Source organism: Acidaminococcus sp. BV3L6 (assembly GCF_000468835.1).
GTDB classification, from domain to species: Bacteria; Bacillota; Negativicutes; order Acidaminococcales; family Acidaminococcaceae; genus Acidaminococcus; species Acidaminococcus intestini.
The window spans coordinates 22,748-36,519 of sequence record NZ_AWUR01000022.1 but is presented as its reverse complement, the minus strand read 5'-3'; the positions used below and the strand labels follow the sequence as shown (position 1 = coordinate 36,519).

13 protein-coding genes are annotated in these 13,772 nt (G+C 47.8%); 6 read left to right on the top strand and 7 right to left on the bottom strand.

Features of this window, described 5'->3' with window-relative positions:
• Positions 1-98 precede the first annotated feature (98 nt).
• On the top strand, positions 99-1,100 hold the full coding sequence (locus tag HMPREF1246_RS04635) for an NAD-dependent epimerase/dehydratase family protein (protein WP_009015640.1): 1,002 nt from the start codon (positions 99-101) through the stop codon (positions 1,098-1,100).
• Between the two features lie 112 nt (positions 1,101-1,212).
• Here the strand turns inward: HMPREF1246_RS04635 and HMPREF1246_RS10810 are convergent, their stop codons facing one another.
• The 6 genes from HMPREF1246_RS10810 to HMPREF1246_RS04610 form a co-directional block, all read right to left on the bottom strand.
• Positions 1,213-2,247, bottom strand: coding sequence for a phosphoethanolamine transferase (locus HMPREF1246_RS10810; protein ID WP_231368234.1), 1,035 nt, complete (start codon positions 2,245-2,247; stop codon positions 1,213-1,215).
• Positions 2,248-3,166: 919 nt separating this feature from the next.
• The gene (locus HMPREF1246_RS04625; protein WP_231368230.1) at positions 3,167-3,634 is read right to left on the bottom strand and encodes a hypothetical protein; all 468 of its coding nucleotides are present in this window, start codon (positions 3,632-3,634) and stop codon (positions 3,167-3,169) included.
• Between the two features lie 350 nt (positions 3,635-3,984).
• Complete coding sequence (locus HMPREF1246_RS10580) at positions 3,985-4,152, bottom strand: hypothetical protein (protein WP_021736851.1); 168 nt, start codon at positions 4,150-4,152, stop codon at positions 3,985-3,987.
• A gap of 1 nt (position 4,153) precedes the next feature.
• Positions 4,154-4,519: a DUF488 domain-containing protein gene (locus HMPREF1246_RS04620; RefSeq protein ID WP_021736837.1), complete on the bottom strand. Its 366-nt coding sequence runs from the start codon at positions 4,517-4,519 to the stop codon at positions 4,154-4,156.
• Positions 4,519-4,704 (bottom strand): ferredoxin, encoded by a 186-nt coding sequence (locus tag HMPREF1246_RS04615; RefSeq protein WP_021736850.1) that lies wholly within the window; start codon positions 4,702-4,704, stop codon positions 4,519-4,521. Before HMPREF1246_RS04615 ends, HMPREF1246_RS04620 begins: the two co-directional genes overlap by 1 nt.
• Positions 4,705-4,899: 195 nt before the next feature.
• The gene (locus tag HMPREF1246_RS04610; protein ID WP_009015635.1) at positions 4,900-6,303 is read right to left on the bottom strand and encodes a sodium:alanine symporter family protein; all 1,404 of its coding nucleotides are present in this window, start codon (positions 6,301-6,303) and stop codon (positions 4,900-4,902) included.
• Between the two features lie 496 nt (positions 6,304-6,799).
• Between HMPREF1246_RS04610 and tig the strand changes: the two genes are divergently transcribed.
• The 5 genes from tig to yihA are packed head-to-tail and all read left to right on the top strand — an operon-like array spanning position 6,800 to position 13,068.
• Entirely contained in the window at positions 6,800-8,119 is a 1,320-nt protein-coding gene (gene tig, locus HMPREF1246_RS04605; protein WP_021736865.1) for a trigger factor, read from the top strand.
• Positions 8,120-8,139: 20 nt separating this feature from the next.
• Positions 8,140-8,730, top strand: a complete 591-nt coding sequence (clpP, locus tag HMPREF1246_RS04600; RefSeq protein ID WP_016459757.1) for an ATP-dependent Clp endopeptidase proteolytic subunit ClpP — start codon at positions 8,140-8,142, stop codon at positions 8,728-8,730.
• Positions 8,731-8,776: 46 nt separating this feature from the next.
• A complete protein-coding gene (clpX, locus tag HMPREF1246_RS04595; RefSeq protein ID WP_009015632.1) occupies positions 8,777-10,054 on the top strand; it encodes an ATP-dependent Clp protease ATP-binding subunit ClpX in 1,278 nt (425 codons plus the stop codon).
• Positions 10,055-10,111: 57 nt separating this feature from the next.
• Positions 10,112-12,430: an endopeptidase La gene (gene lon / locus HMPREF1246_RS04590; RefSeq protein WP_016459755.1), complete on the top strand. Its 2,319-nt coding sequence runs from the start codon at positions 10,112-10,114 to the stop codon at positions 12,428-12,430.
• A gap of 5 nt (positions 12,431-12,435) precedes the next feature.
• Positions 12,436-13,068: a ribosome biogenesis GTP-binding protein YihA/YsxC gene (yihA, locus tag HMPREF1246_RS04585; RefSeq protein WP_009015630.1), complete on the top strand. Its 633-nt coding sequence runs from the start codon at positions 12,436-12,438 to the stop codon at positions 13,066-13,068.
• 61 nt (positions 13,069-13,129) lie between these two features.
• Here yihA and HMPREF1246_RS04580 read toward each other — a convergent pair whose 3' ends face one another.
• Positions 13,130-13,762, bottom strand: coding sequence for a CoA pyrophosphatase (locus HMPREF1246_RS04580; protein WP_009015629.1), 633 nt, complete (start codon positions 13,760-13,762; stop codon positions 13,130-13,132).
• Positions 13,763-13,772 lie beyond the last annotated feature (10 nt).

Here is a 13,772-nt window from a genome sequence, read left to right as displayed (position 1 = left end):
TGACAGTTTGTGGAAACGGTGCTTTTTTTAGGTAGTTGTACTATAATAAAAATATAGCCATCTTTCTTGGCAATTTTGTCAGTAAAGGAGCGTTTCCTATGGATTGCAAAATAGAAGCTGTGCCGATATTCATTACGGGTGCAGCTGGCTTTATAGGGTATCACCTTGCTTTGCGGCTTCTTTCTAAGGGCTATGCCGTTCATGGCATGGATAATCTCAATGCCTATTATGAGGTGGCCTTGAAAAAGGAGCGCCTGAAGCGCCTTTCCTATTATCCTGGTTTTTCCTTTACAGAAGGGGATATCAGTGACAAGGACGCCGTGGAAGGGGTCTTTACGAAGCTGTCCCCCAAAATTGTCGTGAACCTTGCGGCTCAGGCCGGCGTCCGCTACAGCATTGATCACCCTCGGGACTACATTGATTCCAATATCGTGGGCTTTTTTACAATCTTGGAAGCTTGCCGTCATCATTCGGTGAACCATCTCGTCTATGCTTCGAGTTCCTCCGTTTATGGCAATCAAGAAAAAACCCCCTTTAGCGTCACAGACCCGGTCGACCATCCGATCAGTCTTTATGCAGCTACTAAAAAATCCAATGAACTTATGGCTTATACCTACAGTCATCTTTATGGGGTTCCTACGACAGGACTGCGTTTTTTTACGGTCTATGGTCCTTTCGGCCGGCCTGATATGGCCTATTTCAAGTTTGCCAATAAAATCATGAAAGATGAGCCCATTACCATCTATAACCATGGCGATATGTACCGTGACTTTACCTATGTCGATGATATTGTGACGGGTATCGAAAACCTGCTTCCCCATCCACCCCAAGATGGTTTTGGCGGGGACCCTTACCGAATCTATAATATTGGCAACAGCACGCCTGTAAAGCTGATGACCTTTATTGAGATCCTGGAAAAGGCACTGGGAAAAGAGGCCCAAAAGGAATACCTTCCTATGCAGCCCGGTGACGTGTACCAGACCTTTGCAGATGTATCGGCCCTTGAAAAGGATTTTGGCTTTAAACCGACGACGACAATTGAAGAAGGACTCAAGAAATTTGCCCAGTGGTATAAAGCGTATTACCATTGGACTGCATAGTGCCTACTCAATAAAGGAATCTGTCGATAAGAACCCATTCCTGGCGAGATTTAAGCCTATGAGAAGGAAATCCCCTTATTGTACGGGTGTTTGTACAATAAGGGGATTTCCTTTACTTAAAACGGAAGTGAGGATCTATTTTTTCGGAAAGACTTTTGGTTCCGTGCTGCGTTTTTACTTTCTCCCAGTTGAGCTGATAGGTTGGGGAAGCAAGATCGAATTGTCTTTCTTCGTATGGGGCATTCTGGATCCCCAGTAGGGAAATAAGCAAATTATAGGCTAGATCGTTGGTCCATGGCAGATCTTTGTGTTTTTGCAATTCTTTTTGGATTTCTGGGCGACTGGCAATTGCCTTAGGACTAAGATAGACCAGAAAGGGAATTCGAACCATTTGAAAGGTAAATTTATCAGGAGAATGGGCATTTCCGGATTCTGGATCTTCTCCATGGTCAGGCAGGTAAAGAAACCCTTGAAAATTGGAGTAATTATGGACTTTTTCAAAGATGCCTTGAAGGACGCTGTCGACATAGCGAACCGAATTGTCATAGCCGTCAACAAATTTTCCTCTCCCCGAAAAGAGACTGTATGATTTGGGATAACGATCTGCATACCGGGAATGACTGCCCATTAGATGGATGACAATGAAACTGGGGCGGTCTACGTTATCTGGAAGTTCTGTAATAAGTTTTCCATCAAGGTATGTGGAATCACTGGGGGATGCGCCTCTTCCATTGATCCAAGTATGATGTGCTGCGGTGGAGGAAATGATGGTAATGGGCGTGTCTGAAGCACTAAATCCTGCCTGGTTGCTGATCCAGTAGGTATCGTAGCCAGCTGCTTTCGCAAGATCGATGATGGAATAAGCTTCTTCAAGGGGAATGTGATTGTACTGATTTTTTTCGCTCAAGGCATAGGTGAGGGAAAGGATGGTTTGGCAGTAATTGGCATAGGGACAGGAAAAAATGGTTGTTCCCTTACAACCCGCCATTTTATCCATCCAAGGCGTGGTTTGTCGGTCATATCCGTATACGTGCATATGATCACGGGATGCTGATTCTCCAATGACAAGGACATAGGTTCCTCTGGCTTGTGAATCTATGGAAAGTGGGGGAAGCGCAGACAAGCGGTTCAGACGGATTTCTTTCATAATTTTATACTGTTCGTAGGCTTTCAGGGAGGTCCGGGCTGAAGTGATTGTGTTTGCTAGGTAGAAGATTTTTATGCGGGGAAGGGTAGACTTCATATTCAGAGCGAGTAAAGCCATTAGAATCAAAATGATGGATGGCTTTTGAACCGGTGCGGCTTCCAGCATTTTCCTCGAAAGGCTGATTACGAGTATACTGATGGCAAAGATTCCAAGTAAGGAAAGTGCCCAGAGAAATAATGGCTGTTCCTTCAGGTAGGACAGTGCTTCTCCTGGATTTGTCTGGAAAACTGCCAATATGAGATCAGCCGACAGGGCATGCCCTCCACTTACGATTCCATATCCAATCCCTAATAACGGAACGCTTGCCGTCAGCCATAATCCGCCATAATAGATGGCGCGACAGCACACGCGGAGAAGGGACTGTTTTATGGAATTGGATAAGAGTCCCCATGAAGAAAAAAAGGCAAATAAGGTTGTACCCCATTCGATTGCTTCAGAGGCAGAAAGCCCATTGTTACTGAAGTCTTGAAGGGTATATATGGAAAGAAGATATAAAAGGAAGAGTACTGAAGATGTCTTGAGATAACTTGGATCATAGTTCCATTGGGATCCAATCATAGAATAGGCAAGTGCACCATAAATGAGGATTTCATTGAATATACGCTGTTCCAATTGACCCGTAAGTCTAAGAACCAAGGAAAGAAACAAATGGAGAAAAAAGAGAATGAAAAAGGTCTTGGAAGGAGTCGGAAAGGATTTTGACATGATTAGGCCGCCTCTATTCTAAAAAATGTGAAAATAATAATCGCGAATACTTATTATTTTACCTCATAGTTTCCAACTTATCCACCTTTTGGAATCAAAAAAAGCGCCCCTATAGGGCGCCCTCCATTTAGGAAATTCTGAAACGGTAGAAAGGTCAGGCGATGCGATATCGATGAATAAAAAAGAAGATCTGAAGATAGACAAAAAGTTCGGATAGTTCTTCCATGGTCTCGTCCCTGAAATCATGAAAGAGCTGGCCTTTATCCCCCATGAGGGCAAGTATAGCGGCAAGGACTGTGAGAAGGAACATGAGTCGGTTCTTTTTAAGACAGTGCAAGGTTTTTTGAACGTTCACGCTCTGATAAAAGAGATGGATGACCGCAGCCGATAAGAGTCCAATGGCGCCGTCTATGACACGATGATAGGGGAGGTCTTTCATGCTCCAGAAAACAGGTCCTGTCTCAGTCATTTCTTTTAGAAGAAAAACGCGGCCCCAGCTGATTTCCCTTCCGAAAAGAAGCAGGAAAAAGCTTGCCGCAAAAAGCCAATAAGAGGGCCTGTGAAGGTGCGTCTCCTGTGTGTAGTGATAGATGGACCAAATGATACCTGTAAGAAGGATCATGTTTTGACCCATTTCAATAGGTCCGTTTTCCCACGCAAAGGGGCCAGGAAGAAGGAAGCTGAGTGGGAACAGAACGAAAAAATAAAGAATGGCCGCCCTGGGCCAAAAGGAAGAGGCGGACACTGTTGGATCTTTCATAACGGGCTCCTTCTTACTTGTATTTTGAGTAACTGGAAAGAAAAATTGACTCATGAATCTAATTTACAAAAATACATGTTTTTAAGAATTTTTGCAACAGGATTTTCATAAAATATTAATATTTTATTTATAAATTATTTATAATTAAACCGCAAAAAAAGACCGTCGATGAGCAATGATTTGTGCTTTCGGCGGCCTTTAATGCGGCTTCCTTATTTTTGAGCGGCTTTTTGGGCTTTGTGTTCCTTGAGCATTTTCTGCATGCAGGCAACAAGGGGCCAACCCAATTTTCTATGGTGATCGATGCAGCTGACACAGTGCCCGTGGCGGGGACAATCCACCGTGCAGGGGCAGTCATAGATCATATCTTCGTCACACATGTCAGTTCTCCTTTCGTAAGGCACGGAGCACATAGTCCCGGAGGACAAGGGCATTGTTTTCTTCTCTGCTTTTCTTAGCGTAGAGAAAGACGACAGGTCCTTTCTTGAGGGCTTCTTCAAGGAATTCAAGGAAAGGCGGAATGGCAGGATTCAAAGACAGTTCCTTTTCATAACGTTCCCTGAATCCCTGAAAATCCTCGTCATGGTCCTTGTACCAATCGTGAAGCTCCCGAGAGGGGGCAATCTGCTTAGCCCAAGTTGGAATGGCTTCTTTTTTTACCCCCCGCGGCCAGAGCCGGTCAACGAGAACCCGCTCTTCCGGGCCTTTCTCTGTGCGGTCATAGACACGCCGCAGCCATATTTCCATCAGTCCACTTTCTCAATGGCGGCAACGGGGCAGCCGTTCATGGCATCTTCTGCGGAGCTTTCAGCACCGGCAGGAACGGATTCAGCGGCTACGGCTTTATTATCATCTCCCATGGAAAAGACTTCAGGGCAGGTGGACGTGCAGAGTCCGCAGCCGATACAGCTGTCATTAACATGATATTTCATAAGTAACATCTCCCTCTGATGACTGATGGGAGTGGAGACCTTTCTATAAAAGGCCTGTCCAACCCTCTTTTCATCCCTTATTGTAAGGTGGGGCAGCAGGCTTGTCCGTTGCCATAACAACGAAATCTATTTTTTGTGACCATGATAAAAAAGAAGCTGCGCAAGCGCAGCTTCGTAAGGAACGGATGCAGGAGCTTATTTCCAGAAGTCGAGATTGGAGTCGTCGAGACCAATATTTTTTGCCTTGAAAACTGGTTTTTTGCCTTCTGCAAGCTGACGTCCATAGTCTTTCATGACGGCAATGGCTGTTTTGTTCATGGCCATGATAGAGGGGATGTTCGTCAAACACATAAAGGCCATCGTGATATCGGCGAGGGCCCATGCGTTGTCCATGCTCATCCCGGCGCCGACGAAGATGACGATGACGGCGATGATGCGGTAGATGGTCATAGTAGATTTGGAGGGAGTCTTGCCGCCATTCAGGTAAGCTAGGCAGTTGTCGACATAAAAGAGGTTGCCCAAAAGGGTCGTGAAGGCAAACAGGACCATGGCAAAGGTGATCATGATCGGGCCAAAGGCACCAAAGTCAACTTGGGTAGCTGCTTGTACGTAAGGAGCCCCTGCCATCTCTTTGGTCGGGATGATCCCGGAGAACATGCAGATAAGGGCGGTGCAGGTGCAGAGAATGGTGTCGATGACGACAGAGAGCATCTGGACGAGACCTTGCTGGGCCGGGTGGGAAACGTCAGCGGCTGCAGCTGCGTTCGGAGCAGAACCAACGCCGGCTTCGTTGGAATAAAGTCCGCGCTTTATCCCAAACATCAGACAGGAAGCGCTGATGCCGCCCAGGATTTTCTGGAAGTTGAAGGCATCGGCAAAGACAGCGCCTAAGACGCTCGGAATCATATCAAGATGCATAAGGATGATGGCAAGGGAAAGCAGGACATAAAGGACGCCCATGATTGGAACGAGGGTCCCCGTTACATGAACGATACGTTTACCGCCGCCCATGACGCAGTAGCCAACCATTACGGCAAGAAGGCCACCGATGATCCAAGGCGTGGTGGCTTTGTCATAGAAGCCATATACAGAGAAGGTGGACTGCAGGTTGTAAGAAGCAAGCAAGTTGAAGCCGCCGGCATAGGTCACAATAAGGGCGATGGCAAAGGCAATGGCCAGCGCCTTGTTGTGGAGGGCTGTTTCAATGTAGTAGGCCGGGCCGCCGTAGCTGTCGCCATTTGCATCCTTGCGTTTGTAAACCTGGGCCAGGGTGCTTTCAATGAAGGCTGTGGCTGAACCAATCATGGCAATGGCCCACATCCAGAAGACGGACCCAAAGCCGCCCAGACACAGGGCCGTTGAAATCCCGATGATATTGCCCGTGCCGACACGGGACGCGGTCGAAACCATGAGGGCCTGGAAGGATGATATGGAGCCTTCTTTTTCCGGTTTTTCCATAATGACCCGGATGCTTTGACGCAGCCAGCGAAATTGAACAAAGCCCGTTGTAAAGGTGAAGTAAAGGCCAGCGGCGAGTAGGACGATGATGAGAATCGGATAATAGAGGACATCGTCCAGGGCAAGTAGAAATTCTGACATATGAATTGCCTCCTTTGGGGTTGAATCCACATCCGTTCCAATTGTGGATTGCTTTGCTTTTATTGTATCATAAAAAGGCTGAAAACATGTCATTTTTGTGAAATATAGTGGGAATAATTTTATATTCGGAACATAATTAAGCAAAATGGAAAGGAATCTTGTATCACAATGCATAGGGGGAAAAGACTTGTTTTCAAAATCAGATAATTCACTGTCTTTTTGCACACCAAAAAGCCCGGCGGTGACGAAAAATCCCTGTATTATAAGGAGGGCTTCTTGAGGCGGCTAGGGAGATGGGATGAATTCCCCCCAAGCAAGGAGACAATGCAGGAATCCGCATGAGGGCAGGCGTGGAGGCAAACGAAATGAAAGGGACTATTTGCGTAATTATACCTTTTGTGGTATGCTATATGAGCGATTTTTTAAGTAATTAATGATGGTATGTCAGATAACCTACCAAATTCGAAGCTGACTGCCTGTGAGGAGGATTTTTTTAATGAGCGTTTCTGTAGAAAGAAAAGGTAACGAAGCAACTTTGAAATTCACTATTCCTGTTGAAGAAGTCGCAAAGGGTTTCGAAAGAGCCGTTGCCCGTGTCAACAAACAGGTCACAATTCCTGGCTTCAGAAAAGGAAAGGCTCCGCGCCGGGTCCTGGAAGCCCATGTCGGTAAGGATGCCATCAAGGAAGAAGCGTTCCAGATCCTTGCTAATGACAATTACAGAAAGGCTCTTGATGACAACAACTTCATTCCTGTTGCAGATCCCGAACTGAAGGATTCCACCTTGGAAGAAGGCAAGGAAATGGAAATGACCCTTTTGGTCACGCTCCGTCCGGAAGTTGAACTGGGTGAATACAAGAACCTCGATGTCAAGAAGGTTGTCCGTGAAGTCACTGACAAGGATGTGGACGATGCCATCAGCAACCTGCAGAAGCGGGCTGCTAAATTGGTTGATGCTCCGGAAGACCGGAAACTGGAAAAGGGAGACCTTGCTACGATTGACTTTGCCGGCACCATCGACGGTGAACCGTTTGAAGGCGGCGAAGGCAAGGGCTATCCTCTGGAAATCGGTTCCGGCAGCTTTATCCCTGGCTTTGAAGATCAAATGGTCGGCCTGAAAAAGGATGAATCCACCGATGTCAATGTAACGTTCCCGGAAGATTATGGCGCGAAGGAACTGGCTGGTAAGGCCGCTGTCTTCAAGGTCCATGTCCAGAATATCAAGGTTCGTGAAATTCCTGAAGTGACCGACGAACTGATTGAGAAAAACTCTGACAGTAAGACGATTGCTGAATTCCGCGAAAAGACCCTGGCCCGTCTGAAGAAATCTGAAGAAGATCAGGCTCAGGCCAACTATGAGCGGGATGTCATCAAGAAGGCCGTGGAGAATGCTTCCTTTGAAGTTCCGGAAGTTATGGTGACCCAGCGCGCCAACCAGATGGTGGACGAACTGACCATGAATCTCGAAGCACACCACATGAGCCTTCCGATGTATCTTCAGTATCTCGGCAAAGATGTGAAGACCTATCGGGATGAACAAAAACCGGTTGCTCTCGAAAACCTGAAGGCTGATCTCGTTCTTGACGCCATTGCCAAGAAAGAAGACCTTAAGGTAACGAAAGAAGAAACGCTGGCGGAAATGCAGAAGATTGCTGATACACAGGGTGCTACCCTTCATCAGGTCCAGAAAATCATTAAGGAAAATGGATCCCTGCCCCTGCTTGTTTCCAATATCATGCGCCGCAAAGCCGCTGATCTTGTACTCAGCTCTGCCAAAGGTGCAGCAGAAGCAAAAGAAGAAAAGACTGAAGAATAATCAACTGGGAGGTGGACCGCGTGAGTTATGTCCCTATTGTTGTTGAACAGACCAGCAAGGGCGAACGCAGTTATGATATTTACTCCCGACTTCTGAAAGATCGCATCATTTTTGTGACCGGAGAGATTGAAGATCATATGGCCAATCTGATTGTGGCCCAGCTCCTCTTTCTCGAATCGGAAGATCCGGATAAGGATATCCATCTCTACATCAATAGCCCTGGCGGCAGTGTGAGTGCTGGACTGGCCATTTATGACACCATGCAGTACATCCGTCCCGATGTTTCGACCATTTGCGTCGGCATGGCAGCCTCTATGGCCTCCATCCTCCTGGCAGCCGGAGCCAAGGGCAAACGGTTTGCCCTGCCCCATTCCCGTGTCATGATCCATCAGCCATTGGGCGGTGCCCAGGGCCAGGCCACGGATATTGAAATCCATGCCCGGGAGATCCTGCGCGTACGGGAAGAGATGAACCAGATTTTAGCAGCCCATACGGGGAAGGACCCAGAAACCATCAAATTGGATACGGAACGCGATCACTACCTGACCGCTGATGAGGCCTTGTCCTATGGCCTTATTGACCAGGTCGTAGCATCTCCGGTTCATGCTTGATTGATGGATAGAACCGTCTTGCCCCAATTGTAAGGAGGGGTGTCAGATGGCATTCGATGATAGTAAAGGCCCGTTCGATCAAGATTATACCTGCTCTTTTTGCGGTAAGAAGCAGAGTCAGGTCAAGAAACTGATTGCTGGCCATAATGTTTTCATTTGCGATGAGTGCGTTGCCCTGTGCAACGAGATGCTCGACAAGGAACTCAAGAAACCTGCGGGAGAAAAGATTACCGATCTCCCGAAGCCGAAGGAAATTAAAAAGATCCTCGACGAATATGTCATTGGACAGGACGACGCTAAAGTGGCTCTGTCCGTGGCTGTCTATAACCACTATAAACGCATCAATTACGAACAGGATCATCATTCTGATGTGGAATTGCAAAAATCCAATATCCTGATGCTGGGACCGACAGGAAGCGGGAAAACCCTCCTTGCACAAACCCTAGCTAAGATCCTGCAGGTGCCGTTTGCCATTGCGGATGCAACGAGCCTGACGGAAGCTGGTTATGTTGGGGAAGACGTGGAAAATATCCTGTTGCGTCTGATCCAAAATGCCGACTATGATATTCCGCTTGCGGAACGGGGCATCATTTACATCGATGAAATCGATAAGATTTCTCGTAAATCCGAAAATCCGTCCATTACCCGTGATGTATCGGGGGAAGGGGTGCAGCAGGCCCTACTTAAGATCCTTGAAGGGACCGTTGCTAATGTGCCGCCCCAAGGGGGACGGAAACATCCACATCAGGAATTGATTCAAATTGATACGACCAATATCCTCTTTATATGTGGCGGTGCCTTTGCTGGCCTCGAAAACGTCATCAATGCCCGCACGGGGAAGAAAAGCATGGGCTTTGGTGCAGAAATCGAGACACAGAAGGAAAAGGAAATGGCCAATCCTTTTAAGAAGGTCCTGCCTGAGGATTTTGTAAAGTATGGCCTGATTCCTGAATTTGTCGGTCGTCTTCCCGTTGTCGTCACCTTGGACCAGCTTGATGAAGCGGCCTTGGTCAAAATCCTGACGGAACCGAAGAACGCCCTGACTAAACAATATGAATCCTTCCTCGCCATGGATCATGTCGAGCTGGATTTTGACGATGATGCCCTGAAGGCCATTGCCCACGAAGCCTTGGCCCGTAAGGCCGGAGCTCGGGGACTTCGTGCCATCATTGAAGGCATCATGAAGAATGTGATGTATGAGGTCCCGAGCCGCGATGACGTTGAAAAATGCATCGTGACAAAGGATGTCGTTACGGCCCATAAGGAACCGGAACTGGTTCTTAAAAAGGTTGATGCAACTAAAAAAGCACGTAAAAATGCCTAGGAAAAAAGGAAAAGGGGGTCCCCTTTTCCCTTTTTCGCTATAAGGATGGTGAAACAGATGTCTGAAGTAGAAACAATGAGATTGCCTCTTCTTGCCCTTCGCGGCTTGATTGTCTTTCCAGGGATGATCATCAATCTTGACGTAGGGCGGGATCGCTCTATCAAGGCTGTAGAAACGGCTATGGCAACAACGAAACGGATTCTTTTGGTGACCCAGAAAGCAGCTGAAGAGGCTGATCCGACGGCGCAAGACTTGTATGGGTTCGGCGTTGTTGCAGAAATCAAACAGATGCTCAAGATGCCAAACGGCGCGATGCGCATCCTCGTAGAAGGACTTTATCGTGTAGAGGTCATCTCTGTCATCGATGAAGTTGGGATGAACTTGGAAGCCCATGTAGAAGTCAAAGAGGATACGGATAATAGGGGCAATGAAGTGGAAGCCCTGAAGCGTATGCTTGTAGAGACTTTTGAACAATGGGTGCTGGCAAGTAAGAAAGTGACAAGCGAAGTCATGCTGACCTTCAAGGATCAGCCTGATGCAGGCCGTGTCGCCGATATGATTGGCGGTTATTTGACCATTGATGTGCCGGAAAAGGAAAAACTCCTCGAAGCCATCAGTGTCAAGGAGCGGCTGCACCTTTTGTATACCTATCTGTGCAAGGAACTGGAAATCGTTACCCTTGAAAAGAACATTTCCCAGCAGGTCCGTAAGCAGATCGAACAGAATCAGCGTGAATATTATTTGCGAGAACAGATGAAAGCTATCAGCAAGGAACTCAACGAAGGGGACGAAAAGCAGTCCGAAGTGGATGAGTACAAGGCAAAGATGGCAAAACTGAATCTCCCGGAAGAGGTCAAAAAAGCCCTTGACAAGGAACTTGATCGGCTTCTCAAGATGCCCCCCATGATGGCTGAAAGTGCTGTCATCCGCAGTTATCTTGATACTTGTCTGAGTCTGCCCTGGGGCAAGATGACCCAGGATAATTACGACATTAAAAAAGCTGCCCAGATCCTTGATAAGGATCACTACGGCTTGAAGAAGGTCAAGGAACGGATCCTGGATTATCTTGCTGTCCGTGCCCTTACCAAGAGCAACCGTGGCCCTATTATCTGTCTTGTGGGTCCTCCCGGAGTCGGGAAGACGAGCCTTGCCCAAAGCATTGCCCGTGCTGTGAATCGAAAGTTTACCCGCATTTCCCTGGGTGGCGTCCGGGATGAAGCGGAAATCCGCGGTCATCGCCGAACCTATGTAGGCGCCCTGCCGGGCCGTTTGATCCATGGTATGATTGAATGCGGGACCGATAATCCGGTCTTCCTCCTGGATGAAGTGGATAAGATGGGAGCGGATTTCCGGGGAGATCCGGCCTCAGCCCTTCTTGAAGTCCTTGATCCGGAACAAAACAGCCATTTCAGCGACCACTACATTGAGTTTGCTTATGATATGTCGAATGTTTTCTGGATTGTAACGGCAAATACCGTCGAGACAATTCCGCCAGCCCTTTTGGACCGGTTGGAAGTCATCCAGCTTGACAGTTATACGGACGAAGAAAAAATCAAGATTGCCCAGCAGCATCTTTTGCCAAAAGAACGAAAACTCAGTGGGCTTCTTGCTAAGAACCTCACTTTGTCCCCCAAGACCTTGGAGCATATTATCCGAGACTATACGCGGGAAGCAGGTGTCCGTAACCTCGAACGCAAGATTGCCACTATCTGTCGTAAAGCAGCCCGCCGGATTGTTGAGAAAAAGATTGAAAAGGTTTCTGTCGGTGTGGCAAACCTCAAGGAATTTTTAGGACCTGCTGTCTATCTTGAAAGTGATATGAAGGCCAAAGCGGCTATTGGCGTCTGCACAGGTCTTGCTTGGACAAGTGTAGGCGGCGAGCTCCTCAAGATTGAGGTGGTTGTCTGTGAAGGCAAGGGCAAGCTGGTCCTCACGGGCCAATTGGGCGATGTCATGAAGGAATCAGCCCAGACTGCTTTTACCTATATTCGGTCCCGGGCCAAGGAGCTGGGCCTTGAACCGGATTTCAATGAAAAAATCGACATCCACATCCATGTCCCGGAAGGCGCTATCCCGAAAGATGGTCCGTCTGCAGGCATTACGATGGCAACGGCCATGGAATCGGCTCTTACCAAACGAAAGGTCAAGGCGGACCTTGCCATGACTGGTGAAATCACCCTAACCGGTCAGGTCCTACCCATTGGCGGACTTAAGGAAAAGGTCCTTGCAGCGGCTCGTTACCAGATCAAGACGATTCTCTTGCCTCGTCAGAACGAACAGGATCTGGAAGAGTTGCCTGATCATGTTAAGAAATCCATGAAGTTCATCCCTGTAGATCACATGGATCAAGTCACGAAACTTGCTTTGGAGGCATAACAATTATGGTAATGACGCAGTGGGATATTGTCGGCGGCGAATTTGTCGCGTCAGCCGTCAAGGCCACCCAGTACCCGCAGGATACGGTGGATGAAGTTGCATTTATTGGTCGCAGCAATGTAGGTAAATCTTCCCTGCTCAATTCGCTGGCAAGGCGAAAGGGATTGGCTCGCGTCAGCAGTTCTCCTGGTAAGACCCAAACGATTAATTTCTATTCTTTTCGTGCCAAGAAAACAACGGAGAAAGAACCGCTGCGTCATACCTTTTATGCAGTGGACCTGCCAGGGTATGGTTTTGCCCGGACCAGTCAGAGCCAAAAGAACCAGTGGTCTGCTTTTATCTGCAAGTATATGGAAAATTCCCGGGACCTGAAGCTTGTCTGTATCCTTATGGATATCCGTCACGCACCCATGGAAAGCGATATTGACTGCTACCAGTGGCTCCTTAGTCTGGGAATCCCTCTTATGATTATTTTGACGAAGTCGGATAAGCTCAATAAAGGAGCTGTGGCGGCTCAAAAGGAACTTTATAAGAAAACTTTTGGTCTTGATGATGATCGCATCCTGACCTACACCTCGACGGCCCACACAAACCGGCGAGAACTAATCGAACGGATTTTGGCTACGTTGGGACACTGAACCCCATGATCAAAGGCCGGCAGCAAGGAATTGATATCCTTTGCTGCCGGCCTTATCCCTTTTATCTTGATTTTCGCAGACGTTCCAGGAATTGGGTGAGGATGCGAGCCGTAATGCCCCAGATGAGCCGTTCTTTATAACGATAGAAATAGATATCGTAGGAATGCTGCATGACCCAATCTTCCTTTTCCGGGGTTTCAAGTTCCGGCGGGAATCCTTCCAGCCGTTTGGATCCAATGGCCACCTTGCCTTTTTTCGGGGTGAGGGAAAGGAGTGTTTCTACTGGAATCGTGAAAAGTTCTGCAACCTCGTCTTGCTCAATGGTGAGAGGGCAATCTTTGGGGAGGATTCCCACATAGGGATAGATCAGGGGACCCATGACGCCATAAAAGTAATCGAGCGGGCCCAGGAGTGTAATTTCATTTTGGGGGATTCCCAGTTCTTCCGATGTTTCCCGAAGGGCTGTATCGCTGAGGTTCCGGTCCATGTCCTCTCGATGTCCGCCGGGAAAACAGATATCGCCTGGCTGCCAGGTAAGCGCCGAGGAACGGACTTCAAATAAGATTTCCCACCCCTTAGGGCCTTCAATGAGAGGTAGAAGGACAGCTGATTCCCAGATATGGAGTGTACTGTCAATGGAAGATGGTTGGGAAGGGATGATCCGGCGCAGTGTGTCTATTGCTTGAAAAGTCATAGGTGGGGAT